Source organism: Nonomuraea sp. B12E4 (assembly GCF_039871825.1).
Classification (GTDB): domain Bacteria; phylum Actinomycetota; class Actinomycetes; order Streptosporangiales; family Streptosporangiaceae; genus Nonomuraea.
The window spans coordinates 31,127-56,198 of sequence record NZ_JBDPME010000034.1 but is presented as its reverse complement, the minus strand read 5'-3'; the positions used below and the strand labels follow the sequence as shown (position 1 = coordinate 56,198).

Here is a 25,072-nt window from a genome sequence, read left to right as displayed (position 1 = left end):
AGTATCGGATTGGCAACGACGAGGAGCGTGGGCCCGCCAACCGGTCTATACCGGGAGGCCGGGTGTCGCGTAGCAGCCGCGAAGACGACCAACGCCGACAGCGGGGCCCGGCGGCGGGGCTCGCGGCCGTGCGCGGTGGTGGAGGAGTTCATCCACCACAACCTCGTGTTGCGCAAGGGGCCCGTCGCCGCCGTCGCGGCGTTCTCGTATCGGGTCCGCACCCCCGAGTACCTCGACAAGGCCGTCGCCTTCTACACGGAGCTGGGCTGCCGCGTCGAGCGCCGGGAAGAGGGTTCGTCAAGGGCATCGGTGACTCCGTACGCGTGGAGGACCCACTCGGGTTCCCGTACGAGTTCTTCTACGCCGTCGAGCACGTCGAGCGCCTCGCCTGGCGTTACGACCTCTACACGCCCGGCGCCCTCGTCGCCTCGACCACTTCAACCAGGTCACGCCCGACGTGCCCAAGGCCGTCCGCCACTACCAGGACCTCGGGTTCCGCGTCACGGAGGACACGGCGTCGGGAGCGCCCTCGCCCGCTCCGCCCGCTGGAACCGCGTCGACGGCTACCTCCAGAACGCCGCCGACCACGTCTCCGTGTTCGTGCAGATCGAGACGGCCGAGGGCGCCGCGGCCGCGGAGCCGATCGCGGCGACCCCCGGCATCGACGGCGTCTTCGTCGGCCCGAGCGACCTCGCGGCCTCCATGGGCGTCCTGGGGCAGCAGACGCACCCGGACGTCGTCGCCGCCGTCCACCGCGCCTTCGACGGCGTCGCGACGGCGGGGAAGCCCGCCGGCGTCAACGCCTTCGACCCGCGGGCGGCACGGGCGTACGTGGACGCCGGGGCGCGCTTCGTGCTCGTCGGCGCCGACGTCGCCCTCGTCGCACGTGCCTCCGAGGCCCTCGCGACCACCTTCATCCACGATCCGGACGATGGGGCGCGCGCTTCGTACTGAGCTGTGATGCGGCCGTGGCGGCTCAGAGGAAACGAGCGGCCACGGCCCGCCGCATGGCGTGATCCCCGCGTTCCCCGGGACTCCGCGGAACGGACCGTACGCGGTCCAGGGCGCCGGGCTGCTCGATCGCCTGACTGGAGGGGGATGCAGATCGCCCATCATCGCGTCTCCCCGAGGCTTGTTGGACGGAACGACGGCTCCCAACCGGCTCGCCCTCCGCTGACCACGCAAGCTAGGCCGGTTCTGGGGCGCGGCGGTGGCCGGTGAGGACGGTGAGGCCGCCGGCGATGGCCAGTGCTGCGAGGATCACGGCGAAGACGGTCGTACCGGTGGTCAGGCCGAGGGCGTCGCTGAGGTAGCCGGCCGACACCGGCAGGATCCCGGCCAGGACGTACCCGCCGACGTTGAGGGCCGCGTTGGCCTCGGCCAGTCGCCGCGCCGGGACGGCGGCGTTGAGCAGGGACAGGCCGCCGAGCTGGCCCATGCCCTGGCCGGCGCCGGCGAGCACGGCGGAGGTGACGAGGAGCGGGACCGACCTCGTGTACACGGCGGCGACGAGGGCGATCAGCGCGAGCGTCGTGCTCACGGCGCCCGCACGCAGGATGGTGTGCCTGCGTAGCCGCTGGACGGCGAACTGCACGCCGGTGGCGGCGGCGAACATCACGAACGCCATGGCCCCGGCGACCACCCGGCTGGTGGTGCCCAGCAGGTCGGAGAGCAGCGAGGGGCCGAGCGACAGGACGAAGGATGTCGCGGTGATGCCCGGTGCGAAGACGGCGATGCCGAGGAGGAGTCGCATGCCGTCGCCCTGGGGGACCCCGGGCAACCGGATCCAGGCGCCCCCGGCGCTCCCGGCGGTCGGGGCGGCATGGTGGACTGGCATCCGCCACACGACCGCTACCGCGGTCACCAGCAGCGCCGCCTCCACCACGAAGACGGTGGTGGTGGGCGCCGGGAGCGCCTCGGACACGACGCCCGCGAGGAACGGACCGAACCCCGCGCCGAAGACCATCGCACACGACGCCAGCAGGGCCGCCAGCCGGGCACGCTGTGGACCGGCCACGTCGCTCACCGCGGCCATGCCGGCGGAGACGACCGCTCCGACCGCGATGCCGGTGAACAGCCGGGCCAGGATCAGCGCGGTCACCGTCGAGGCGGTCGCGAAGATCGCGCAGGCCGCCAGGGCCAGTGCGAGCGCGGGCAGCAGGACCGGCTTGCGCCCCAGCCGATCCGAGACCACGCCCGAGACCAGCAGGGATCCCAGCAGCCCGATGATGTAGAAGGCGAAGATCACGGTCAGCGTGCCCTTGGAGAAGCCGATGTCGCGCTGCCACAGGGCGTAGAGCGGGGTCGCCGCGTTCGACAGGACGAAGGTCGCTGTCACCGGCCAGGCCGCCAGCCACACCCACCGGATGGGCGTCGAGACGACCTCCCCGGCCGGCCGCCGCCGGTGCCGCTTCTCGGTGGTTCGGCTCAATGACATGAGTTCTCCCTACATGGAGCCTGTACGAATCGAATCGAACTTAACATGCAGTACGATTAGATTCGTACAGGGGAGGGTCGTGGAGGGAGTGCTCGTGTCATCGATGCCGACGGCGTACGACATCAGGCGGCTGCCGGAGCCGGACGGGCTGCCGGACCCGCTGCCGGAGCCGGACGTCGAGGACCTGAGGCTGGAAACGGTGCTGAGCGCGCTGAGCGGCCCCCTGAGGCTCTACATCGTGCGCAAACTGCTGCTGGAGCGGGAGGAGTTCGACCACACCTGCGGCTGGTTCGGGCTGGGCCGGCCGAAGTCCTCGCTCACCCACCACTTCCGGGCGCTGCGCGAGGCGGGCGTCATCCGGCAGCGCCAGTACGGCATGGAGCGCCGCAGTGAGGTACGCATCGACGACCTCGACGCCCGCTTCCCCGGCCTGCTCGACCTCGTCGCGGCCTGGGCGCCGGCCCCGGGCGAGACCTTCACGCGCTAGATCGCGGGAAGGTCAGCCGGTTCGCTTCAGGCTGTCGATCAGACCTCTCCAGGTGCGGCGTGCGGGGCGTTCGCCAGCGCCAGATCAGTGCGGCGCGGCGGTGTGCGTGAGGATGGCGCGGGCCAGTTCCTCGTGTACGTCCGGTGGCAGCGTGTGTCCCAGGCCCTCGACCATCATCAGCCGCGCCCCCGGGATCCGCTCGGCGATGATCGCGCCGTGGCCCGGCTTGGCCGGTTCGTGGGTGCCCTCGATGACCAGGGTTGGCGCCTTGACCTGGGGCAGCACGCCCATCGGCTCGAAGTCCGGGGCAGCCATGGCGGCCAGCCGGTGGTTCGTCACGGCGTCCAGGTCGCGGGCCCGGTCGTAGACGCGCTCCTGCAGGCGGCGGGCGGCGTCCTCGTCGAACGGCAGCGCGGTGCCGTGCAGCACGCGCTGCTCGGCGATCATCGCCTCGATGCGCTCGCGCCGGCCGGCCGGTGGCGGGGCGGCCATCAGCCCGCGGTAGTGGGCCACGAACTCCGGTGTCGGCTCCGGCAGGCTGCCCTCCGGCTGCGGCCGGCCCATCAGCGCGCGCATGAGCACCATGCCCTCACGCTCGCCGAGCGGCGAGGAGCCGATGACCGTGAGCGTCCGCACGCGCTCCGGCCGCTCCACCGCGATCATCTGCCCGAGCAGCCCGCCCGCCGAATGGCAGACCAGATGGGCGCTCTCCAGGCCGTGCCGGTCCATCACCCGCAGCACGTCGTCCTTGATGTCGTTCCAGGTGTACGGCTCCTGCTCGAAATCCACGGTCCGGGACCTGCCGGTGTCGCGGTGGTCGTACCGGATCACCCGCCGCCCGCCGGCGGCCAGCCTGCCCACGAACTCGTCCGGCCACAGGATCCCCTGCGACATCGAGCCCATGATCAGCACGATCGGCTCATCAGCGGCGGCGCCGAACTCTTCACTCCAGATGTCGTTTTGCATTCCTAAAGCATGCCCTGTGCGGCTACGGGTGCCTTCAGTAGAACTACCAGCCGCGCCAGTTCAGCACGGGTGCCGATGCCCAGCTTCGGATAGATCTTGTACAGGTGGTACTCGACCGTACGGGGGCCGAGGAAGAGCTGGGCGGCGATCTCCTTGCTGGACAGGCCGTCGCAACCAGTCGCTTCCGGCGATCGCCCCAACGCCGTCCAGGTGAGCGTCACCCGCGTCGGCGCGCCTGCCTGTGCGCCCTTCACGAGTGTCGTGCCAGAAAGTCCAGGATCGTGCGTGCCAGGGTCACGCGGTGGTCCGACAGCGCGTGGTCGGTGGGGAAGACGTGGTGTTCGAGGTGCTTGACGGGCTGTGCCCCGTAGGCCGCGACGACCCGTTCGTGATGGACGTCGTGGGGGGTGACGGTGTCGAGGCTGGTGCCGACGAGCAGCACCGGGCGGTCCGCCAGCAGCGGCGCGAGCCCGGCCAGCCGCCACGATTCGCCGGCCGCCTCCATCTCTTCGACGAGCGCCTCCCCACCGGTGCCCCGGAGGGGGGCCAGCTCGCCGTTGAAGGCCTCGACATAGCTCTCCCGTACGCTCGGGTCGGCACGACAGAGCGCCGCCACCGTACCGAAGTCGAACCCGGCCACCGAGGCCACCGCGGCGATGGACGGATCCGCCGCCGCGGTCATCAGCGCGGCGAAGCCGCCGAGGCTGTGGCCGATCAACGCCAACCGCCGCGGATCAAGCCGGTGGGCGGCCGCGAGGTCCCGGTCGCGCAGCCCGGCCACGACTGCCGCCGCGTCCTCGAGCACGTGGCCCCACGACCACGAACCGCCGACGCCCCACGAGCCGCGATAGTGGAACACCAACGACGCGTAGCCCGCACGGCGCAGCACCTGAGCGAGATCGAAGTTGCGCTCGTTCCCCGGGAAGCCGTGCAGGAGCACGACGACAGGATGCGGCCCCCGGCCGGCCGGCACGTGCAGCACGCCCAGCAGGGTCGCGCCGCCGCTGTGAAAGGTCAGCGCGGGTGTGGTGGCCGGGAAGCCGGGGTCGCGCGGCGGGTCGGCGGCGAGCGGGTCTGCCATCGAAGCCTCCAAGATCGAACCGATCGGTACGATCCGTGACGCTAGCAGCCGATCGAACCGATCGGTACCATCTGAGGCGTGCCCGTCGCCAGAGGTTCGACGATCGACCCCGCCCGCACCCGCGCCGCCATCACCGAAGCGGCCATCCCGGTGCTGTACGAGCGCGGACTCGACGGCATAGGCGTCGCCGAGCTCTGCACCCGCCTCGGCATATCCAAGGAGACCCTCTACCGGCACTTCGGCAGCAAGGAAGGGCTGATAGAGGCTGTGCTCCACGAGCGCAGCGAGCGCGTGACGCGGTGGCTGGCCGGGGTCGCCGCGGCCGCCGGGCACGACCCCCATGACCAGCTCGCCGCGGTGTTCGACGCCCTTCAGCAGTGGTACGGCGATCCGGTCTTCCGCGGCTGCGCCCTGCTCAACGCGGCCGCCCAGCACCATGTCGAGGCCGTACGCGCCATCACCGCGCGCCATCTCGACCGCCACCTGGACCTCTTGACCGGCATTGCCCGCCGCGCCGGAGCCACCGATCCCCACCTCCTCGGCCGGCAACTGCTCATGCTGGTCGAGGGCGCGACCGTCGTCGCCGCTCATCGCGATGCGGCCGGCGCGGGCGAGCAGGCCCGCCGGGCGGCGCTCACCCTGCTGTCCGCCGCCGCCCGGACCAGCACCCGCGGCTGAGGCGGTGGATTCAGCCGCGGGCGGGAGTGCGGAAGACCTCGCTCACCACCGCGACACCGCGGCCCACGCCCCGCGTTACCTCGGCCGGCGGGCAGGCCTCCTGTCGGTCAACTCGACATACTGGCGAACATGCCGGGCTCGTACGAGCCGCCCGGGTTGCGCACGATCACGTTGAGCCGGTTGTTGGCGTTGATCATGGCGACCAAGGACACCAGCGCGGCGACCTGGTCGTCGTCGTAGTGTTCGCGCACCGCGGCCCAGGTCTCATCCGACACACCGTGGTGGGCGTCGGCGAGCCGAGTGCCCTCCTCAGTGAGCGCCAGCGCGGCCCGTTCGGCCTCGGTGAACACCGTGGATTCACGCCAGGCGGCGACCAGGTGCAGCCGGACCGCGGTTTCCCCGGCGGCCGCGGCATCCTTGGTGTGGTAATCGACGCAGAAACCGCAGCCGTTGATCTGGCTGGCCCGCAGCATCACCAGGTCCTGGGTGCTCTGTGGCAGCGGCGACTGCTGGATCGCCAGGGCGACGTTGTAGACCCTCTTGGCGATCTTGGCGCCGAGTTCGTTGGCCATCAGGTCGAAACGGGGTTCCATGGCTTCGTATCCTCATTCGTACACGTGCGTGCCGCTCGGATCGTCCGCGCGGCGTTGGCGAACAAGAGATGCCGGTGACCCGACCTTTGTGACAGCACAGGCCATGTTACGTACGTCACCGGTGCGGTCGGGATCGAGACGATGCTGGTCCGGGTGGGCGACACCGGTGCCGCTGGCATCCGCGACGCTTCGCTGAGCTCGGGCCGGACGAGTACGTCATCGAGCAGGAGACCAACCCTGACGCGCGCTTCGGCTACTACAACGAGGAGGGTGGCCGGTTCGAGGGCGCGTTGCTGCACCGCGACAACGTGTGGAGTGAGACGTCGCTGCGCTGGGCCGGCACGTTCTGGAGCCTGCTCGATCCCGTCCCCGGGGACGAGGAGCTCACGGTGGTCGACTGTCACGAGTAGCCAGGCCCCCGCGGTCAGGCGACAGCAATTCCGGAGGAACAGCCGAAACGTTCGTGAAAAGGTGGGGTCTGCATTTTGTGAGTGGTTCCGTCCGGCGCGACCAGATCACAGGGGGAAGCGCAAGACGGTCGCAAGGGGGATTCCGTGCAACTCATCATGTCCACCAACGAGCTTCCTCCTGGTGAGCGGTTCGACGGCTGGCTGGAACACATGTCGCAGCTCGTGGCGCCGGTGTGGTTCAACACGGACAACCGGGACCGGTTCCACGGCAGGATCGAGGCGTTGGACCTGGGAGCCGTACAGGTCTCCTCCCATGTCATCGACGACTGCGACGCCTCCCGTACGACCCGGCTGATCCGCCAGTCCGACCCGGAGGTCTACTACCTCATCTGCAGCCGGGGCACCCCGATCGGCCTCACACAGGACAGGAAGCACATCACGCTGGGGGGCTTCGACATGGCTCTTTATCACACTTCGCACCCGTTCCACGTCAGGACGGGCGGGGGGCAGGCGCTGCTGGTGTCGTTCCCGGGCGGCCTGCTGCCCTTACCCAGGCGCGCGGTGGAGCAGAGCATCGCCAGGGTGCTGCCTGGAGGTCATGGCGTCGGCGGTCTGGTCGCGCGTTTCCTCGGCGGCCTGGCCGCCGACGAGAGCTCCTACTCGACGGCCGACCTGGTGCGGCTCGGCATCACGCTGACCGACATGGTCGCCATGCTTCTCGGCCATCATCTCGACGCGGACCTGCCTCCCGAGACGGGACAGCGTGCCCTGCTACTGCGCATCCACGCCCACATCCAGGAGCACCTGGGGGACCACCGGCTGTCCCCCTCGACGATCGCGGCCGCGCACAACATCTCCGTACGCACCCTGCACCGGCTGTTCGCCTCCGAGAACGTGACCGTCGCCAGGTGGATCCGCCAGCAGCGGCTGGAACGCTGCCGCCGTGACCTGATGAAACCCGCCGCCGAGCGGCAGCCGATCCACGCCATCGCCACCCGCTGGGGGTTCTCCGAGGCGGCCGTCTTCACGCGCGCCTTCCACTCCGCGTACGGGATGAGCCCGCAGGAATACCGGGCCCAGCAGCTCCCACCGGCGACGGCCGGCGTGCCCGCGGCGGAATGAGGCCCTGCCCCCGTACGCTTCAGGGCGCAGGCGTACCGGCGCCGTAGCGCAGGCCGTCGATGAGGAGCGCGACCATGCGCCGGCTGTAGGCGACGCCCTCGCCCTCCACGGGCAGGCACAGGTGGGCGATGGCGTACAGGAGGTCCTTGGGGCTGATGCCGGCGCGGATCTCGCCGCTCTCGGTCGCGGCGTCGAGCAGGGACCCGAGGGCCGGGCCGAGGCGCTGCATGAAGTAGCCGGGCAGGGCGTCGAACGCCGGATCGCCGGAGTGCAGGGCGGCGGCCAGCCCGCGTTTGGTAGCCAGGAACTCGGTGTAGCGGTGCAGCCACGTCGCGAGCGCCACGGCCGGCGCGTGCGCCGCGGCCAGCGCCGGGGCGGCGTCGGCGCAGGCGTCCACCTCGCGGTGGAACACGGCCTTGACCAGGTCGGAGCGCTGCGGGAAGTGCCGGTAGAGCGTTCCCACGCCGACGCCGGCCAGGTCGGCGATCTGCTTGGCGGGCGCGTCCACGCCTGAGGTGCCGAAGACGGTCTTCGCCGCTTCGAGCAGGGAGTCGAGGTTGCGTTGCGCGTCGGCGCGCAGCCGGCGCGGCGCGCCGGCGAGCGCGCCCGGATCCGCGGAGCCGGTCGGCGCCCTGTACTCCGTCACGAGTCTCCTTCGCTGCTTATCCGGAACGGCTTTCCAATTCGGTCCAGGGTACGTCATCGACGAGCCCCGGCCACAACCGCGTCATGGTCGGCTGGCGGCCGGCTCCTCCGCGGCCCGCGGCGCGTCCTGGCGGCGCGGCAGCAACAACGGGGTGGCCAGGAGGACGACTCCGGCGATCCCGATCGCAGCGCGCACACCGGTGACGGCGGCCAGCAGCCCCCACACGGCGGTCAACGCCGCGATGGTGAGGCTGCCGCTGACCGACCACGCGGACAAAGCTCGGGCGACCCGGTCAGGGGCGGTGTGATCGAGCCGGTACGTGGCCAGCACCGGGTTGAACACCCCCAGACAGGTCATCAGCCCGAGTTGCACCGCGATGACGAGCACGACCCCGGCGACGCCGGGCTGCGCGAACGCCAGCCCGACAGGCCAGCACGCCCGCAGCGCTCCGGCGGTGAGCAGCACCTTCCGCTGCCCGAACCGCGCCACGAGCCGGCTCGCCAGCCGCGCCCCGACGAGGGCGCCGACGCAGGGGACCGCGAACGCGAGACCGTACTGCCAGGGCGCGAACCCAAGGTCACCCAGCAAAAGTATGGTGCACAGCGGCTCGGTCGCCATGATCAGCCCGTTGACCAGGATCGCGTTGCAGAAGAGCCGGCGCAGCGCCCGGTGGGCCAGGATGCAGCGCCACCCTTCGAGCAGATCACCGGCGCGCGACCGCGGTGCGCCGGTTCGCGCGGGGCGCGGCTCGCTGCCGCCGATCGCGCGGATGCCCAGGGCCGACAGCAGGTAGCTGACCGCGTCGGCCAGCACCGTCGTCACCGGGCCGAACATCCCGATCGCCGCCCCGCCGAGCGGCGGCCCGGCCAAGGTCGCGATCCATGTCGTGGACTCGAACCGGCTGTTGGCGACGAGCAGGTCCGCCGGGGGCACGAGCGCCTTCAGGTACGCGCCACTGGCCGCGTTGAAGGCGATCTTGGCCGCGGCGACGACGATCGAGACGACAAGGAGTTGGGCGAAGCTGAGCTGGTCGAGCGCGTACGCGACGGGGATGCTCAACAACGCCGCGAACCGGGTCAGATCCATCGCCACCATCACCGGCCGCTTGCGGCGAAACTCCACCCATGGTCCGAACGGCACCGCGAGTACGGCGCCCACCGCCAGCCCGGCGGCCGACAGCGCCGAGACCTGGGCGGGCCCGGCGTGCAGCACGAGGACCGCGATCAAGGGGAACGCCCCCAGCCCGAGACTCGTGCCGTACGCGCTGACCGCATACGACGCCCACAACCACCCGAACCGCCGCCCCAGCGCCCGCCGACCCGCCATGCGCCACCCGCCCTTCCCCGTTCCGACCAACCACCTGTCGGCCATGGGAATCCAAGCGACTCGTGGACCTGGGATCAAACAACCGATTCGCCGGCCCGTACAACGGGAAGTTGTGCGGGCAGGCGAGGAGGCCGTGGCTGTACGGGCCTTCTCCGCGGGCTCGGGGCGGCTCCGGTCCGTTCGGCTGCTCCGGCGACGAGGACAGGGCACCGAGGTGGGCCCGGCGGGGACGGACCGGACCCAGCGGGCGGATCGGGCTCGATGGGCTGGATCGGGGTTACTCGCTGGGCTGCCAGGATGAGGGCGCGTTCCGTGGCGGCCAGGTGGACGACCGCGGCGAGCCAGGCCACGCGTAGCGGTCGGAGCCGGAGTCGGTGAGCCGGCCGGACACGTCCCGCTCGCGTCGGTAAATGGTCGAGGATTTCGGCGCTATATGGCCGGGAGTAGACGTCAGCCGCACATGCCAACCAGTCGATCAACTCGGTGACTCCACGCGGGTGTTGATCAGGTTGTCGATCGCTTCCTGCCAGGCCATGCCGGCGCCCCGCTGATAGGCCCTGGCATAGCCGTTGTGGCCGAGCCGGTCCACGAGGGTGGCCACGAGCGCGCTCAGCTCCAGATCGCCACGGTCGAAAGTGCCGCGGATGACCTCGCTCATGCCGAGGACGGTGGCCGCACCTGCCGGATCGCCCTCTAGCGACAGCAGCCGGGCCAGGAGCTGGGCGGCCAGCGGAAGGTCCATGTTCACCTGTGCCGCCTGGACGGCGCCGGGCAGCAGCTCGCGCGCGCGTGTGGCGTCACCGGCGGTAAGGAGGTTCGCTGTCCTGGCGGGCAGCAGGAGACTCTGGCTCGTCTCGGTGGGAAGGGACAGCTGGCGGGCGAGCCTCTCCAGCCGGTCGAGTTCTCGATCGGCTCGGTCGATTTCGCCGCGGCGGCGGTACAGCTCTGCCGAGCACGCATGGACCTGGATCTCCAGCATGGGCTGACCGCGGTCCCAGGCAGCCTGTTCCGCGGTTTCGAGGTCGTGCACGGCGCCCTTCAGGTCGCCGGCGCGCATGCGCTGCGTGGCGAGCCCGAGCCGGGATGAGATCTCCTCCTGCCAGGCGAGGCCGGTGCTGATCGAGATGCTGCGCTCGAAGTCGGCGACCGCTTCGTCGTGCCGGCCCTCGATGGCATGGATCTGCGCCGTGCCGTTCAGCATCATCGCGGTCCACCACCGGTCACCCACCCCCTCGAACGCGCGCAACGCGCTGGCCGCCGCGCTCGCTGCGCCCGTCCAGTCTCCGCGGGTACGGCTGCGCACCGCCTCGACCAGGTGGGTGTGCGCGATGGCCCAACCGTCCGAGCCGTCCCGGACCCGGGTGATCTCCCGATCGACCAGGTCGTCCAGGCCGGCCATGAAGGCCGCCGTCAGCGTCATGGTCAGCAGCATCGGATAGCGCAGCAGCGCGCCCGTCCGCGCACAGTCCTCGACCGCCGCCCGCAACCGCTCGGCGTCACCTCCACCGGCCAGCAGGTGGATCGTGGTGAACGCGGCCCTGGCCGCCGGGGGCAGCACATCCCCGTACTCCAGCATCCTCGCCACGTAGGCATCGGCCCGGCCGTCATAACGCAGCGTGTCCCAGTACCAGTACAGCGGGCCGAGGATCCGGGCCGCCGTCTCGGCGTCGCCATCGTCGATGGCCGTCTGGAGGGCGTACACGAGGTTGTCGTACTCGAAGTCGAACACCCGCAGCGACTCCACCTGCTGGTGCGAGCGCAGCAGCGGCTCGTGTCGCTCGGCCAGGCCGGCGTAGTGGCGCGTGAGCTCGTGCCGTACGGCTTCGCGTTCCCCGGCAGGCAGGAACTTGTCGGCCGCGTAGGCCCGGATGGTCTCCAGCATCCGGTAGCCGTCGCCGGCCCGCTCCACGATGGATTTGTCGACCAGGCAATCCAGCAGATGGGCGACGTCTTCCACGGAGTCATCCGAACACACCGCCGCGATCGGGCCGAGTCCGGCCTTGGCCGGAAACATCGACATCCGGCGGGTGAGTGTCCGCTCTTGATCGGTGAGGAGGTCCCAGCTCCAGTCGATGACCGCTCGGAGCGTCTGCTGCCGCGGCTGCGCCGTCCTGTTGCCGGTGCTGAGCAGCCGGAAGCGATCATCCAGCCGTCGGGAGAGCTCGTCGGCGTTCATCGTACGCAGCCGCGCCGCGGCCAGTTCCAGGGCGAGCGGCAGGCCGTCCAGCCGGCGCACGATGTCCACCACCGGGCCCGCCGTCGATTCGTCCAGCGCGAAGCCGGGCCGTACAGCGACTGCCCGATCGAGGAACAGCCGTACCGCGCTCGCCTGCGCGGCGCGGACGGGATCCGCGTGTGCCGGGGGCAGGGCGAGTGGGGCCAGCCGGCACAACGCTTCGCCCATGGCCTCCAGCGGCTCCCTGCTGGTGGTCAGGATGGTCAGGTTCGGCAGGCGCTCGAGGAGATGCCAGGCGAACTCGGCCACCGCTTCGGAGATCTGTTCGCAGTTGTCCAGTATGAGCACGCCCTCGCCACCGGCGAGCAGGGCGACCGATCGATCGAGCGGCGTCCCCGGCGGCAGGGCCTCTGTCGTGGTGATCGTGCCTAGCACCACCCTGGGCAACCCGGCCGGTGTGTCCACCCCGGCCAGCGGGACGAGCCAGACGCGGCCGCGCCGATGGGCCCGATGCCGGCTCGCCGCCTCCACTGCCAGGCGGGTCTTGCCCACTCCTCCCGGACCTACGACAGTGACCAGCCGCGAGCTCTCCAACATGCCGGCGAGCAGCTTCAGCTCCCCCTGCCGGCCGACGAAGCCGGTCAGCGGGGCCGGCAGACGACCCGGGGCGGCCCGGGAGCGCTCCGAGCGCTCGCTCTCACCGCGCAACACCGCCAGGTGCGTCCTGCGCAGCTTTTCGGAGGGGTCGACGCCCAGTTCCTCGGCGAGCGTGCGGCGCACCTCCTCGTACAGGGCCAGCGCCTCGAACTGGCGGCCGGCCGCGTGCAACGCCCGCATCGTCAGTACGGCCAGCCGTTCGCGCAGCGGATTCGCCACGGTCTCCGCCTGCAGATCGGCCAGGATCTCGCCGTGGTTGCCCAGCAGCAGCTCCGCCTCGAACCGGTCCTCGGTGGCAGCGGCACGCAGCTCCTCCAGGTGGGCGGCAACTGTACCGGCGAAAGGGGCGTCGAGCACGTCGGCCAGCGCGTCGCCCCGCCACAGCGCCAGCGCCTCACCCAGCAGCGCGGCCGCCTCCCGTCCGGCACCGGCGGCCAGTTCGCCACGGCCCTGCTTGGCCAGCTTCTCAAAGCGGTAGGCGTCGACGTCCTCGGCGCGTACGTGCAGACGGTATCCACCGGAGGCCAGCTCGACGACCTCGCCCTCGCCCAGCGCCCGCCGCAGCCGGTACACCAGCGCGTGCAGCGCTCTGACGCTCTCCCGCGGCGGGCGATCGCCCCACAGCCCGTCGATGAGCGAATCGACCGCCACCACCTCCCCGCCGGCCAGCGTCAGCCTGGCCAGCAGCGCACGAACCCTGACCCCGCCGACGTCGATCGACGCCCCACCACCGCCGTAGGCCCGCACCGGCCCCAGCACCTCAATCCGCATGGCCACCAGGCTATGAGGACCCGCTTACAGCGACCGCGCCGCCTGTCGTAGCGCTGTAAGAGCGCTGTCATCGCCGACCGGCATCGTCGAGACCATCAACGACAGCTCTGTGAAAGGCACGACATGACAGGCAACGGGCACGACAAGACGCAGCAGCTGCTCGAGTGGGCGGTGGCCGAACTCGAGATCCCCGGCATCGTCGCCGAGGTCAAGGACGCCGACGGCACCTGGTTCGGCACCGCCGGAGTAGCCGACCTCACCACTCGGGCAAGGCGCGAGCCGGGCGAGTACCTGCCCATCGGCAGCGGCGGCAAGGCCTTCACCACCGCCACGATCCTCACCCTGGAGGCCGAGGGCCGGCTGGACATCGAGGACCCGGTGAACAAGTGGCTGCCCGGCGTGCTGAACGCGGGCGGCTACGACGGCGACAGGATCACCATCAGGCACCTGCTCAGCAACACCGCCGGCCTGTTCGCCACAGGTCTCGCGCCGGAACTGGTGTCCGGCTACGCCAGCCGATCCCGATTCGCCGAGCACCGCTTCGACGTCTGGACCCTCGAGGACCTGCTGAAGCTGACGGTGTCCCAGCCGCCGGTCGGACAGCCCGGCGAGCGCTTCGTCTACGCCAACGGCGGCTTCTACCTCGCTCACGCGATCATCGAGAAGGTCACCGGCAACACCTACGCCAGCGAGGTCGAGCGCACGGTCATCGAGCCGCTCGGCCTGACCGCCACCTACGTACGCCCTGAAGGGGACACGGGATACCGCGGCCCGCACCCGAGCGCGTACTCCACCCAGTTCTACAAGGACGGCGTCGACCCGGCAGACGTCACCCCGGAGAACTGGGAGTCGATGATGGAGGAACCCGGACTCCAGCCCCTCGATGTCACCGAGTTCAACACCTCCTGGATGCCCGGAAACCTCGTCTCGACCACCAGCGACATGATCCGCTTCATCAACGCCGTGGCCGGCGGCGGCCTGCTGCCACCCGCGCAGCACCGCAAAATGTGGACCACGGTCTCCACCGAAGGCGTCGGCTGGCTGCCGCACACCCGCTACGGCCTCGGCCTGTTCGAGCTCGACAAGGCGGCGACGGGCGGGCGTACCGTGCGCGGTGCGGCCGGCAGCTACTGGGGACACATGTTCTGCGTGCTGGGCACCCCCGACGGCGAGCACACCATCGCCTTCCACACCAACACCGAGGCCGAGAGCAGCTTTGGCCTCCTCTTCAAGCTCGCTGAAGCGGAACTCGGCATCACGATCGGCGCGTAAGCACCAGGATCGGGCAGCAGGGCATATGTTCGCCCGGCTGCCCCTGCCAGTTCAACAACACTCTCTCAGCGTCCTATTCAATCTCCGGTCTGCGGGTTCTTCTCAGGCGGCGAGTTTCTGTTGGTCTTGTTTTCGGGGGACGGGGTGGCGCGGGGCCAGGCTGGAGCGTGATCACTTGGGCGGGCTTGCACCAGGTCGCCCGGTGGATCTGCTCGACCCGCTGGGTCACCCCCAGCTCGGCGACGAACTCCCGCAGATCGTCCAGATCGGGCAGGAACACCGGTGCGCTTCGACTAACGCGTGGCTTCTCCTTGGTAGTCCGGCACGAATACGCCGACCGCACCATGGCATACCGTCGCCAGGGAACGTCCAGGAGGAAAGGCGGCAAGTTGATCGCGGTCAGGGAGCTCCATGAGGTCGCGGAGTTCGAGCGGGTCCTCGGGCTGTACGACGAGATCTGGCACTTCGAACCCGGCGACCCGCCCGTCACGCTGGAACTGATGTGCGCGTTCGCGCACGCCCGCAACTACGTGGCGGGGGCCTTCGACGGAGACCGGCTCGTCGGCGGGTCGGTCGGGTTCTTCGCCGCGGACGGCGCGCTGCACTCCCACATCACCGGCGCGGCGCCGCGAGGAGGCGTCGGGCTGGAGCTGAAGCTGCACCAGCGGCACTGGGCCCTGGAACGCGGCCTGGACCGCGTCACCTGGACCTTCGATCCCCTCGTACGCCGCAACGCCCACTTCAACCTGGCCAAACTCGGCGCCCGCCCCCAGGAGTACCTGCCCTGCTTCTACGGCGTCATGGACGACGCCATCAACCAGGGCGACGAGACCGACCGCCTGTTCGCCTCCTGGTCGCTCACCGCGCCCCACGTCGAAGCGCTCGCGCGCCGCGCGCCGTACGCCACGCCGGTGCCGCAGGACGCCGTCGTGGCGCTCGCGGACGAGGGCGGGCGGCCCGTCGCCGGACGCGGCGACGCGGCGCGGCTGCTGGTCGGCCTGCCCGCCGACATCGAGGCGTTACGGCGGACCGAACCGGGCACGGCGAAGGCGTGGCGGCACGCCGTCCGCGACGTGCTCGGGGGCCTGATGGCCGAGGGCTGCCAGGTGACCGGGTTCTGCGAGAAGTCCTTCTATGTAGTGGAGAGAGTTTGACATCCTCCCCCACCTGGAGGATGGGGGATTCCAACAGCAACAACTACTCCACTTGGAGGAGGTCGCGTTGAGGTTCGCGGTTCACCAGCCCGCCCGACGGCGAGCCTCCCCGCGCAGCAACGGCATGCCCTGCCGCCGTGTCCCTGACGTTCCTGGCCGCGTTCACGTCGGCGTTGTCCTGATGCCCGCAGGCCACGCACCCGAAGAGGGCTTGGCTCTCGCGGCTCTCCCGGGCGATGTGCCCGCAGGCGTTACAGGTCTGCGACGTCAAACGCGGATCGATCCTCTCGACGCGGCCGGGAGCCTTCTGCTCCAAGCGCGTCACGAGCCGGCCCCACCCCGCGGCGAGGATGCCCCGATTCAACCCGGCCTTCTGACGGACATTCCGGCCGGGCGCTGCGATGGTGCCGCGCGCCGACCGGGTCATGGCGGAGACCTTCAGATCTTCAACGGCGATCACGTCGAACCGGCGCGCCAGGTCGGTGCTGATCTTCTCCACCCAGTCCCTGCGCCGGTCGGCCTCGCGCGCCTTCAGCCTGGCGATCGCGGATTTGACCGTGCCCCTGCGGTTGGAGCCACGCTCGGCGCGGGCCAGCTTGCGCAGCAACCGCAACAGGCGCGCCTTCTCGGTGGCGCGCAGGCCGGGCGCGGCCAGCATCTCCCCAGTGGACAGCGCCGCCGACACGGCCACACCCCGGTCCACACCGACGATCTCGCCCGTCCCCGGCGCGGGCACTGGTTCGGGGATCGCGGCGAACGCCACATGCCAGCGTCCAGCCTTATCTCGGGTGATCCGGTAGGACTTGACACCCTCGGGGACGACGCGCGACCACCGGAAGCGGATCCAGCCGACTTTGGGCACCCGCACCTCGCCGACATTGCGGGACACGCGGCGGACATCGCTCGCCTTGACGGCGACGATCCGGAACCCCTCGCCTCGCCCCCGCTTGCGCCAGGTTGGCTTGCGGTGCGTTTTGCCGAAGAAGTTGGCCATGGCCTGGGCGAAGTCCTTGAGCGCCTGCTGCTGCACGACGATCGATCCCGCGCGCAGCCACGCGAACTCTGCTCGCGCCTCCGTCAACTGGCGGCACTGCTCGGCGAACCCCGGCGCACACTTACGCCCCGGCTTCCAATGCGCGTGCTGCGCCACGGCCAGATTCCACACAAAGCGGGCATGCCCGCAATGCTCCAGCAGCGCTGCCTCCTGGGCAGGCGTGGGCTGGAGCCGGTAGCGGGACACGCCGATCAAACTACCGACCGTCACCGACAAACCGGGAGGCCCGCATGCCCCACCGTTCCACCTTTCCTGCCCGCCCTCAAGGACAGGGCCTCCACACTGTAGGTGCCCGATGAAGATCACTGGAGTGGAGCTGCGGCGGATCGCGATGCCCCTGGTGGCACCGTTCCGCACCTCGTTCGGTACGGAGACCACCCGCGACATCCTGCTGGTCCGGGTCGTGACGCCGGACGGCGAGGGCTGGGGCGAATGCGTGGCCATGACCGAGCCCCTCTACTCCTCCGAGTACGCCGACGGCGCCGCCGACGTCATCCGCCGCTTCCTGCTGCCGGCCCTGCCCAGGACGCTCGGCGTCAACGACGTCGGCCCCGCCCTGGCGCCGATCAAGGGTCACCGCATGGCCAAGGCCGCGCTGGAGACGGCCGTGCTGGACGCGCGGTTGCGGGCGTCCGGCGAGTCGTTCGGGCGTTTCCTCGGCGCGGCGAAGGACCGGGTGCCGTGCGGGGTGTCGGTGGGGATCATGGACTCCGTGCCGCAGCTCCTCGACGCGGTCGCGGGCTATCTCGACGAGGGCTACGTCCGCATCAAGCTGAAGATCGAGCCGGGCTGGGACGTCGAGCCGGTGGGCGCGGTACGCGCGCGGTTCGGTGACGACGTGCTGCTCCAGGTGGACGCCAACGCCGCCTACACCCTCGCCGACGCTCCCGGGCTGGCCCGGCTGGACGCGTTCGACCTGCTGCTCATCGAGCAGCCGCTGGCCAACGACGACCTGGTCCAGCACGCCAAGCTGGCCCAGCGGCTCAGGACGCCGATCTGCCTGGACGAGTCGATCGAGTCGGCCGAGCACGCGGCGGCGGCGATCGCCCTCGGCTCCTGCTCGATCGTCAACATCAAGCCGGGCCGGCTGGGCGGCTACCTCGAAGCGCGCCGCGTGCACGACCTGTGCCGGGCCAACGGGATCGCCGTCTGGTGCGGCGGCATGCTGGAGACCGGGCTCGGCCGGGCCGCCAACGTGGCGCTCGCGGCGCTGCCGGGGTTCAGCCTGCCGGGCGACACCTCGGGCTCGCGCCGCTACTACGCCACCGACATCACCGAGCCGTTCGAGCTGGTGGACGGGCATCTGGAAGTGCCAAACGGCCCCGGGCTCGGGGTCACGCCCCTCCCGGAGGTGCTCGACGAGGTGACCACCTCAACCGAGTGGATCACCCTCTGAGGCGCGGGACCGCCGCCAGGAGCGCGCGTGTGTAGTCGTGCGCGGGCTCGCCGACGACCTGCTCGGCGGGCCCGCGCTCGACGATCCGGCCGTGGCGCATGACCGCGATCGTGTCGGCGACGTACCGGACGACGGCCAGGTTGTGCGAGATGAACAGCATCGACAGGCCGAGCTCGTCGCGCAGCCCGCGGACCAGGTTGAGCACCGTTCCCTGGACCGACACGTCGAGAGAGCCGGTGATCTCGTCGGCGATCAGCAGCGTGGGGTCGCCGCCCAGCGCGCGGGCGATCGCCACCCGCTGCCGCTGGCCGCCCGACAGCTCGCGCGGGTAGCGCCCGGCCAGCTCGGCGGGGAGCTGGACGAGGCCGAGCAGCCGCGGCACCTCCGTGGCGCGGCGCCGCTTCCTGATGCCCTCTCCGACCGTCTCACCGATCGTCATGCGCGGGTCCAGCGACGCGTACGGGTCCTGGAACACCATCTGGATCCGCCCCGCGCCCTCAATCCCGCCGGTGTAGGGGACGAGCCCGCTCACGGCCCTGGCCAGCGACGACTTGCCCGAACCCGACTCGCCCACGAGCCCCACGGCGTGCCCGTCGGGGATCTCCAGGGTGACGTCGTCGACCGCGGTGAAGCCGCCGTAGCGCACGGTCAGCCCTTCGATCCTCATGAGGTGACCTCCCAGCAGGCGACCCGGTGCCGCGGGCCGTGGACGACGAGTTCGGGACGTTCCGTACGGCAGAGATCGGTGGCGAGCGCGCACCGCCCGGCGAACGCGCAGCCCGCGCCGACCTGCGCCGGGGACGGCTGGGTGCCCGGGATGCCGGCCAGCGGGCGACTCCGGTCGGTGTCGAGGTCGGGCAGGGAGGCGACGAGCGCCCTGGTGTAGGGGTGGGCCGCGCCGCCCGCGAGCCGGTCGGCGGGCAGCTCCTCGACCACGCGCCCGGCGTACATGACGACGACGCGGTCGCAGAGCTCGCCGACGACGGCGATGTCGTGGGAGATGAACAGCAGCGCCGCGCCCGTCTGCTCGACGACCTCGCGCAGCAGCCGCAGGATCTGCCGCTGCACGGTCACGTCGAGGGCGGTCGTGGGCTCGTCGGCGACGATCAGGCGCGGCGTGCCCATGAGGCCCATCGCGATGACCGCGCGCTGGCGCATGCCTCCGGACAGCTCGTGCGGATGCTGGGCGGCGTGCTTGGCGGGGTCGGGCAGCCGGACGTGGCCGAGCCGGTCGACGGCGCGGCGGCGGGCCTCCGCGCGGCTCGCGCCCTGGTGGACGACGGCCACCTCGGCGAGCTGGCCGCCGACCTTCAGCGCGGGGTTGAGCGAGGCCATCGGGTCCTGGAACACCATGGCGAGCGCGGTGCCCAGGTCCTTGCCCGACATGGTGGCGACATCGCCGCCGGCGAGGCGCAGCCGGCCGTACGTCACGGTGCCCGGATAGGGGACGAGGTCGCCGATGGCGGCGGCGGTCAGGCTCTTGCCGCTGCCGGACTCGCCCACCAGGCCGACGATCTGCCCGGGGGCGATGCTCAGCGACAGGCCGCGGACGGGCGTCGAGCCGCCGGGGAAGGACACGGTCAGGTCGCGGACCTCCAGGACGGTGTCCGGATCGGGCTCGCCGGCGTGCTCCGGCGACTCGGCGGGGGCGGTGTCGCGCTGCCCGGCCGAGGACCGGGCGGCGGCCCTGGCCAGGGTGTCGCCCAGCAGGTTGAAGCCGATGCCGGCCAGCGCGACTGCGGCCGCCGGACCCAGCGCCACCACGGGGGTGACGTAGATGCGGGCGAACCCGTCGAACAGCAGGCGGCCCCAGTCGAAGTCCGGCGGCTGCACGCCGAGGCCCAGGAACGACATGCCGGCCAGGCCGAGCAGTGCGCCGCCGAGCGACTGGGCGAGGTTGAGGATGAGCGGTTCGGCGATGTTGGGCAGGATGTGCCGGGCCAGGATGCGGCGGCGGGGCACGCCGAGCATGCGGGCCGCCGACACGTAGTCGGCGCCGGCGACCGAGGCGGCCAGGGTCTGAGTGAGCCTGGCGAACCCGGGCGCGATGGCCACGCCGATGCCGAGCACCGCGCCGCGCGCGCCGAGCCCGGTGACCACCGCCGTGAACATGGCCAGCAGCAGGCCCGGGAAGGCGACCAGGGCGTTGACCGCGCCGGTGACCAGCCGGGCGGGCCGCCGGGGCAGCACGGACGGGAGCGCGCCGAGCAGGATGCCCGCGGCGGCGCCGATGAGCGTGGCCGCCAACGCCAGGGCCAGCGAGTAACGGCCCGCCACCAGCACCCGGGCGAGCAGGTCGCGGCCCAGGTTGTCGGTGCCGAGCGGGTGCTCGGCTGAGGCGCCCTGGAGGATGGCGCCGGCGTCGATGCGCTCGGCGGCCTCGCCCCAGACGATCGGCCCGACCACGGCCAGCACCGCCATGAGCAGCACCAGCACGCCGCCGATCAGCGCCGGCGCGCTGCGCCACACCCCGCCGCGTGGCCCAGGCCGCGACCTGTCCCGCTCCGCGCCGCCGTCCGCGGCTGGATCGGCCCGCATCAGGCGGCGACCTCCTTGATCTCCGAGGTGGGGTCGAGCGCGCCGAGCACCAGGTCCACGACGAGGTTCACGACCAGCACGATGGCGCCGTACACGAGGATCACGGCCTGCGCGACCGGGTAGTCCTTCTGCGTGATCGACTCGACGATCTTCAAGCCGAGTCCGGGCCAGGCGAAGACGTACTCGACCAGGACGCTGCCGGCGATCAGCGAGGTCAGCAGCAGGCCGCCCATGGTCAGGGTGGCCGTCAGCGTGTTCGGCAGCACGTGCCGCAGGTGCAGCCTGGCCGCGGGCAGCCGCTTGGCGCGGGCCAGGCGAACGTAGTCGGTGCCCAGCTCGCGCAGGGTCTCGACCCGGGTGATCCGGGCGATCATGGCGATCGGCCCGACCGACAGGGCAGCGATGGGCAGCACGTACGTGAGCGGCCCCGCCTTGCCGGCGGGCGGGAACCAGCCGAGGCCGACGGCGAGCACGGCCACCAACGCGATCGAGTACAGGAACTCGGGCACGGCCACGGCGGTGCCGGTCGCCGTGCCGAAGGCCAGCTCGGTGCCGCGGTTGCGGCCGTTCTCCGTGCGTACGGCGGCCCACATGCCGAGCGGCACCGCCACGACCAGCGCCATGGCGGTGGCCAGGAGGGCCAGGGTCAGGGTGTTCGGCAGGCGGGCGGCGATGATGTCGCCCACGTCCTCCCCCGTCAGGAAGGACGTGCCGAAGTGGCCGGTCAGGACGTTGCCGACGTACGTGATGAACTGCTTGGGCAGGGGCCGGTCGAGGCCGAGCGCGGCCGTACGGGCCTGGACCAGCTCGATCGGGGCGGCCGGCCCGAGCGAGGCGCGGACCGGGTCGCCCGGGATGAGGTGGGTCATCGTGAACGACGCCACGAGCAGCACGGCCATCGACACGGCGAACCGCACGATCCGGCGCGCGGCCGTGCGCAGCGTCCTGCGGACGGCCGGTCTCCCCGGGCGTTCCTGGGGCCGGTCGCTCACCGTGCTCCCAGCCGGATCGAGGTGGCTACGAGGCTGCTGGCGTTGGTGCGGAAGGTGGCGTCCTTGGCGGCCACCGACATCGTGTAGTCCACCACGGGCACCAGGTCGGCCGTCTCGAACAGGGCCGACTCCGACTCCAGCCACTTCGGGCAGGCTTCGGCGGCCGGAAGCCGGGCGGCCTGGGCGACGAGGTCCTCATAGCGCTTGTTGTCCAGGTGGGCGAAGTTCGCGCCCTCGGGGGCGGACGGCCCCGACAGGAAGCCGACGAGCTGGCTGGGCAGGGCGACGCCGATCGGCAGCCACACGACGTCCCAGTCCTGGGTGGCGTTGAGCGACTCCGACACCTTGGTGTCGATGACGCCGTTCAGCTTCACCTCGACGCCGAGTTTCTTCCACACCTCGGCCATGTACTCGGCGGAGGCCTGGTAGTTGGAGCCGCGGGTGGTGGCGTACATGTAACGCAGGCTGAGCCGCTTGCCGTCCTTGGCCCTGAACCCGTCGGCGCCGAGCTTCCAGCCGGCCGCGTCGAGCCCGGCCGCGGCGGCCGCGGCGTCGTAGCCGGGCACGTGCCCGGTGACGGAGTCGCCCTGGCAGGGGCGGGGCTCCAGGACCAGGCCGGTGGCCGGTTTGCCGGTGCCGCCGGAGGCGATGCCGGCCAGCTCCCGCAGATTGAGCGCCTGTGTGAGGGCCTTGCGGACCTCCGGGTCGTGGCCCGGCCGGTCCTCGCCCTGGTGGTAGAAGAACTGCCCGGTGTTGGTCCTGAGCTCCCGCTTGGTGACGCCGGGGGAGGCCGCGAGGCGGGACCGGTCGGGGCCGAGGAAGAGGGCACCGTTGAGGGAGCCGGCGATGAGCAGGTTGGCGGCGGTCTGCTCGTTCGGCACGACCTTCATCACCAGCGTCTCCGGCAGGTCCTTGGCGGTGGCGCCGGCGGGACCCCAGGTGTAGTCGCGGCGGACCTTGAACGTGTAGTGGTCGCCGGGGACCGCCTCGGTGAGCTGGTACGGCCCGCTGCCGGAGGTGGCCCGGGCGATCGAGGCGCGGTCCTTCACCCCCTTGCCGCAGACGACGAAGATCCACCGGGTGCTCTCCAGGATGAAGCTGAACGGCTGCGGCATGGACAGCGTCACCGTGCCGGCGGCGTCGTCGGCCTTCGCTTTCATGCCCACGGGCACCATCACCCCGTAGACGGCCGACTTGGTGGCGGGGTCGGCGATGTGGTTGATGTTGTCGGCCACGTTCGAGGGGGTCAGCGCGGAGCCGTCCGAGCAGGTGACGCCCTTGCGCAGGGTGAAGGTGACCGAGTCGGGCCTGACGTCCCACTTCTCGGCCAGTTCGGGGACGATCTTCCCTGAACCGTCGACGGCGACGAGCGTGTCGTAGGCGATGGACAGCACGTTGTTGGTGACGGACAGCACGCCCTGGGCGGGGTCGAGGGCGCCTGGGTCGGCCGGGATCGCGAACGTGAAAGTACCGCCCGTGACCGGCTCGCCCTGTTGCTCCGGGCCGCTCGTCGTGCCTCCGCACGCGGCCGTGAGCAGCAGGGCGAGCCCGGCCAGGGCCGCGACTGCTGTTTTCGTCATGGTGACTCCAGACAGGCGTGGGGGTCGCCACAACCTTCCTGCCTGCGCAGACCCGGTTCTATGTGCCCGAACACGAAAAAGCCGGGACGGCTCGTGCTAGCGACCGAAGATTCGCATCTGCAGCATCACGGTGAGTCTGGCGTCGGGGTCGGAAAGGTCGAGACCGCTGATCTCGACCAGGCGCTTGAGCCGGTAGCGGAAGGTGTTGGCGTGCACGTGCACCCGGGTGCTGGCCGCGTTGACGTCGCCGAACTCGTCGAGATAGGCCCGCAGGGTGGCGGCGAGCTCGGTGCCGTGCTCGGCGTCATGGTCGAGCAGCCGCTGGTAGGGGCCGGTGGGCGTCTGCTCCTCGGCCGCGGCCACGTCGGCGACCTGCAGCAGCAGCGACTCGAAGTGCACGGCCGGGTAGTCGGCGGCCTGGCCGCTGGTGCCGCGGGCGCGCAGCACGCGCAGCGCCCGGTCGGCGTCCGCGCGCGACCTGGCCACCTGGGAGAGGTTGCCGGCCAGGCGGCCCACGCCGATGTTGGCGGCGTGCCGGGGCCCGACCCTGGCCAGGAAGCTCTCGGCCACGCGTACGGCCCGCGCCTCCTCGTCGCCCACCGAGTGCAGCGGCAGCACCGCGTACGCGACGGAGCCGACGAGCGCGGCGGCGGACTTGGGGTGGATGGCGGCGACGTGCAGCGCCAGCGCGTCGCAGAACCGCTGCCGGTCGCTCTCGCCGCGGGCGGTGTCGGCGGCGGCGCCGTCGGGGACGAGCTGGGCGGCCAGCACGCAGAGCCGGGTGGTGGCGATGCCCAGCCGCCCGGCCGCCTCGGGAGCGTCGGCGCCGCCGGCCAGCACGGTGGAGAGCAGGTCGGCCCGCAGGCGCCGCTGGGTGTCGGCCCCGGCGCGCTCGCGTAACAGTTGCAGCGCGACGATCTTGGCGGCGTCGGCGAGCGCGTGTTGCCGCTGCTCGCTGAGCGGCTCGCGGACGGCCACCCAGATGGAGCCGAGGATCTCGTCGCCGCTGCGTACGGCCACGGCGGCGCGGTTGATCGTGTCCTCCTCCGCGAGCTCCATGTAGATGGGGTCGCGGCTCTGGTAGAGCCGCTTGAAGAAGCCGCGCTCGTCGAGCATCCGCAGGTAGCGCTCGGGCACCTGGCGGCCGAGCACGGTCTCCACCCGGCCCGCGTCGGCCTCGTCCTGCCGGCCGGAGAAGGCGAGCACCCGCGAGGAGCGGTCCTCGATGGTGACGGGCGCGTCGAGCAGCGCGCACACGGCGTTGGCCAGCGCGAACAGGTCGCCCTGCGGTTCCTGCCCTGGCTCGGTCAGGTCGGCCTCGGCCAGCAGGGAGCGCAGCAGCGCGGCGACCTGGGCCCAGGAGGCGCCCCGGGTGAGGCCGAGCACGGCCACGCCGGTCTCCAGCACGGCGGCGCGGACCTGCTCGTCCACGTCCACGGGCAGCTTCACGACGATGCCCGCGGCGGCGGGGGCGTGCTCGATGAGGAAGCAGATCTCCGCGGCGCCGCGCACGCCCACCCCGAGCACGATCCCGCCCGGGGGGACGATCAGCTCGTCGAGCGGGTCGAAGATGTGCACGCCGGTGACCTCGGCGTCGAGGTCACCGGTTGAGGCCGCCACATCGAGGACGGTGGTGCCGAGGTCCTGCAGGATCCGTCCGAGGCTGGCGCGGGGACGGTTCCTCATTCGCCCATAATCCACGAAAACCGACATCAGCGGGGCGATTCGCCCGCACG

General features: G+C 71.4%; 21 protein-coding genes. 7 read left to right on the top strand and 14 right to left on the bottom strand.

The window, feature by feature from the left end:
* Nucleotides 1-27 precede the first annotated feature (27 nt).
* Nucleotides 28-954 (top strand): aldolase/citrate lyase family protein, encoded by a 927-nt coding sequence (locus tag ABGB18_RS43020; protein ID WP_347701465.1) that lies wholly within the window; start codon nt 28-30, stop codon nt 952-954.
* 232 nt (nt 955-1,186) lie between these two features.
* Here the strand turns inward: ABGB18_RS43020 and ABGB18_RS43015 are convergent, their stop codons facing one another.
* Nucleotides 1,187-2,437, bottom strand: a complete 1,251-nt coding sequence (locus tag ABGB18_RS43015) for an MFS transporter (protein ID WP_347701464.1) — start codon at nt 2,435-2,437, stop codon at nt 1,187-1,189.
* A gap of 103 nt (nt 2,438-2,540) precedes the next feature.
* Here ABGB18_RS43015 and ABGB18_RS43010 point away from each other — a divergent pair, with 103 nt between their 5' ends.
* Nucleotides 2,541-2,924 carry an ArsR family transcriptional regulator gene (locus tag ABGB18_RS43010; RefSeq protein WP_347701488.1) on the top strand — a complete coding sequence of 128 codons (384 nt, stop codon included), beginning with the start codon at nt 2,541-2,543 and terminating at the stop codon, nt 2,922-2,924.
* A gap of 84 nt (nt 2,925-3,008) precedes the next feature.
* On the opposite strand, the gene ABGB18_RS43005 is transcribed toward ABGB18_RS43010, so the two are convergent.
* The 3 genes from ABGB18_RS43005 to ABGB18_RS42995 are packed head-to-tail and all read right to left on the bottom strand — an operon-like array spanning nt 3,009 to nt 4,971.
* A complete protein-coding gene (locus ABGB18_RS43005) occupies nt 3,009-3,890 on the bottom strand; it encodes an alpha/beta fold hydrolase (protein WP_347701463.1) in 882 nt (293 codons plus the stop codon).
* A 2-nt stretch (nt 3,891-3,892) separates the two neighbouring features.
* The gene (locus tag ABGB18_RS43000; RefSeq protein ID WP_347701462.1) at nt 3,893-4,144 is read right to left on the bottom strand and encodes a helix-turn-helix transcriptional regulator; all 252 of its coding nucleotides are present in this window, start codon (nt 4,142-4,144) and stop codon (nt 3,893-3,895) included.
* Nucleotides 4,141-4,971, bottom strand: a complete 831-nt coding sequence (locus tag ABGB18_RS42995) for an alpha/beta fold hydrolase (RefSeq protein WP_347701461.1) — start codon at nt 4,969-4,971, stop codon at nt 4,141-4,143. The genes ABGB18_RS43000 and ABGB18_RS42995 overlap by 4 nt, the downstream gene beginning before the upstream one ends.
* A 78-nt stretch (nt 4,972-5,049) precedes the next feature.
* Here ABGB18_RS42995 and ABGB18_RS42990 point away from each other — a divergent pair, with 78 nt between their 5' ends.
* Nucleotides 5,050-5,649 (top strand): TetR/AcrR family transcriptional regulator, encoded by a 600-nt coding sequence (locus tag ABGB18_RS42990; protein ID WP_347701460.1) that lies wholly within the window; start codon nt 5,050-5,052, stop codon nt 5,647-5,649.
* Between the two features lie 107 nt (nt 5,650-5,756).
* Here ABGB18_RS42990 and ABGB18_RS42985 read toward each other — a convergent pair whose 3' ends face one another.
* Nucleotides 5,757-6,242, bottom strand: coding sequence for a carboxymuconolactone decarboxylase family protein (locus tag ABGB18_RS42985; RefSeq protein WP_347701459.1), 486 nt, complete (start codon nt 6,240-6,242; stop codon nt 5,757-5,759).
* A 554-nt stretch (nt 6,243-6,796) separates the two neighbouring features.
* Here ABGB18_RS42985 and ABGB18_RS42980 point away from each other — a divergent pair.
* Complete coding sequence (locus tag ABGB18_RS42980) at nt 6,797-7,774, top strand: helix-turn-helix domain-containing protein (RefSeq protein ID WP_347701458.1); 978 nt, start codon at nt 6,797-6,799, stop codon at nt 7,772-7,774.
* A gap of 19 nt (nt 7,775-7,793) precedes the next feature.
* Here ABGB18_RS42980 and ABGB18_RS42975 read toward each other — a convergent pair whose 3' ends face one another.
* From ABGB18_RS42975 to ABGB18_RS42965, 3 genes are all read right to left on the bottom strand, one after another.
* Nucleotides 7,794-8,420, bottom strand: coding sequence for a helix-turn-helix domain-containing protein (locus ABGB18_RS42975; protein WP_347701457.1), 627 nt, complete (start codon nt 8,418-8,420; stop codon nt 7,794-7,796).
* An 81-nt stretch (nt 8,421-8,501) separates the two neighbouring features.
* Nucleotides 8,502-9,746: an MFS transporter gene (locus tag ABGB18_RS42970; RefSeq protein WP_347701456.1), complete on the bottom strand. Its 1,245-nt coding sequence runs from the start codon at nt 9,744-9,746 to the stop codon at nt 8,502-8,504.
* 475 nt (nt 9,747-10,221) lie between these two features.
* A complete protein-coding gene (locus ABGB18_RS42965) occupies nt 10,222-13,350 on the bottom strand; it encodes a BTAD domain-containing putative transcriptional regulator (RefSeq protein ID WP_347701455.1) in 3,129 nt (1,042 codons plus the stop codon).
* Nucleotides 13,351-13,473: 123 nt separating this feature from the next.
* Here ABGB18_RS42965 and ABGB18_RS42960 point away from each other — a divergent pair, with 123 nt between their 5' ends.
* Together ABGB18_RS42960 and ABGB18_RS42955 are read left to right on the top strand one after the other, a co-directional pair.
* On the top strand, nt 13,474-14,622 hold the full coding sequence (locus tag ABGB18_RS42960; protein WP_347701454.1) for a serine hydrolase domain-containing protein: 1,149 nt from the start codon (nt 13,474-13,476) through the stop codon (nt 14,620-14,622).
* 389 nt (nt 14,623-15,011) lie between these two features.
* A complete protein-coding gene (locus ABGB18_RS42955) occupies nt 15,012-15,776 on the top strand; it encodes a GNAT family N-acetyltransferase (RefSeq protein WP_347701453.1) in 765 nt (254 codons plus the stop codon).
* Nucleotides 15,777-15,819: 43 nt separating this feature from the next.
* Here the strand turns inward: ABGB18_RS42955 and ABGB18_RS42950 are convergent, their stop codons facing one another.
* Nucleotides 15,820-17,016, bottom strand: coding sequence for a transposase (locus ABGB18_RS42950; RefSeq protein ID WP_347701487.1), 1,197 nt, complete (start codon nt 17,014-17,016; stop codon nt 15,820-15,822).
* A gap of 109 nt (nt 17,017-17,125) precedes the next feature.
* Here ABGB18_RS42950 and menC point away from each other — a divergent pair, with 109 nt between their 5' ends.
* Nucleotides 17,126-18,226 (top strand): o-succinylbenzoate synthase, encoded by a 1,101-nt coding sequence (gene menC / locus ABGB18_RS42945; RefSeq protein WP_347701452.1) that lies wholly within the window; start codon nt 17,126-17,128, stop codon nt 18,224-18,226.
* Here the strand turns inward: menC and ABGB18_RS42940 are convergent.
* From ABGB18_RS42940 to ABGB18_RS42920, 5 genes are all read right to left on the bottom strand, one after another.
* Nucleotides 18,216-18,893, bottom strand: coding sequence for an ATP-binding cassette domain-containing protein (locus ABGB18_RS42940; protein ID WP_347701451.1), 678 nt, complete (start codon nt 18,891-18,893; stop codon nt 18,216-18,218). The genes menC and ABGB18_RS42940 overlap by 11 nt on opposite strands.
* Nucleotides 18,890-20,764: a dipeptide/oligopeptide/nickel ABC transporter permease/ATP-binding protein gene (locus tag ABGB18_RS42935; protein WP_347701450.1), complete on the bottom strand. Its 1,875-nt coding sequence runs from the start codon at nt 20,762-20,764 to the stop codon at nt 18,890-18,892. The genes ABGB18_RS42940 and ABGB18_RS42935 overlap by 4 nt, the downstream gene beginning before the upstream one ends.
* Nucleotides 20,764-21,756: an ABC transporter permease gene (locus tag ABGB18_RS42930; RefSeq protein ID WP_347701449.1), complete on the bottom strand. Its 993-nt coding sequence runs from the start codon at nt 21,754-21,756 to the stop codon at nt 20,764-20,766. The genes ABGB18_RS42935 and ABGB18_RS42930 overlap by 1 nt, the downstream gene beginning before the upstream one ends.
* Complete coding sequence (locus tag ABGB18_RS42925; protein ID WP_347701448.1) at nt 21,753-23,336, bottom strand: ABC transporter substrate-binding protein; 1,584 nt, start codon at nt 23,334-23,336, stop codon at nt 21,753-21,755. Before ABGB18_RS42925 ends, ABGB18_RS42930 begins: the two co-directional genes overlap by 4 nt.
* A gap of 96 nt (nt 23,337-23,432) precedes the next feature.
* Nucleotides 23,433-25,022, bottom strand: coding sequence for a helix-turn-helix domain-containing protein (locus tag ABGB18_RS42920; protein WP_347701447.1), 1,590 nt, complete (start codon nt 25,020-25,022; stop codon nt 23,433-23,435).
* Nucleotides 25,023-25,072: the final 50 nt, after the last annotated feature.

Bases quoted from the DNA above. Each gene is read 5' to 3' on its own strand.
- ABGB18_RS42960 (WP_347701454.1), top strand. From the start codon at position 13,474: ATGACAGGCAACGGGCACGACAAGACGCAGCAGCTGCTCGAGTGGGCG.
- ABGB18_RS42970 (WP_347701456.1), bottom strand. From the start codon at position 9,746: ATGGCGGGTCGGCGGGCGCTGGGGCGGCGGTTCGGGTGGTTGTGGGCG.
- ABGB18_RS42995 (WP_347701461.1), bottom strand. From the start codon at position 4,971: ATGGCAGACCCGCTCGCCGCCGACCCGCCGCGCGACCCCGGCTTCCCG.
- ABGB18_RS43015 (WP_347701464.1), bottom strand. From the start codon at position 2,437: ATGTCATTGAGCCGAACCACCGAGAAGCGGCACCGGCGGCGGCCGGCC.
- ABGB18_RS42965 (WP_347701455.1), bottom strand. From the start codon at position 13,350: ATGCGGATTGAGGTGCTGGGGCCGGTGCGGGCCTACGGCGGTGGTGGG.
- ABGB18_RS42935 (WP_347701450.1), bottom strand. From the start codon at position 20,764: ATGCGGGCCGATCCAGCCGCGGACGGCGGCGCGGAGCGGGACAGGTCG.
- ABGB18_RS43010 (WP_347701488.1), top strand. From the start codon at position 2,541: ATGCCGACGGCGTACGACATCAGGCGGCTGCCGGAGCCGGACGGGCTG.
- menC (WP_347701452.1), top strand. From the start codon at position 17,126: ATGAAGATCACTGGAGTGGAGCTGCGGCGGATCGCGATGCCCCTGGTG.
- ABGB18_RS42940 (WP_347701451.1), bottom strand. From the start codon at position 18,893: ATGAGGATCGAAGGGCTGACCGTGCGCTACGGCGGCTTCACCGCGGTC.
- ABGB18_RS42985 (WP_347701459.1), bottom strand. From the start codon at position 6,242: ATGGAACCCCGTTTCGACCTGATGGCCAACGAACTCGGCGCCAAGATC.
- ABGB18_RS42920 (WP_347701447.1), bottom strand. From the start codon at position 25,022: ATGAGGAACCGTCCCCGCGCCAGCCTCGGACGGATCCTGCAGGACCTC.
- ABGB18_RS43005 (WP_347701463.1), bottom strand. From the start codon at position 3,890: ATGCAAAACGACATCTGGAGTGAAGAGTTCGGCGCCGCCGCTGATGAG.
- ABGB18_RS42925 (WP_347701448.1), bottom strand. From the start codon at position 23,336: ATGACGAAAACAGCAGTCGCGGCCCTGGCCGGGCTCGCCCTGCTGCTC.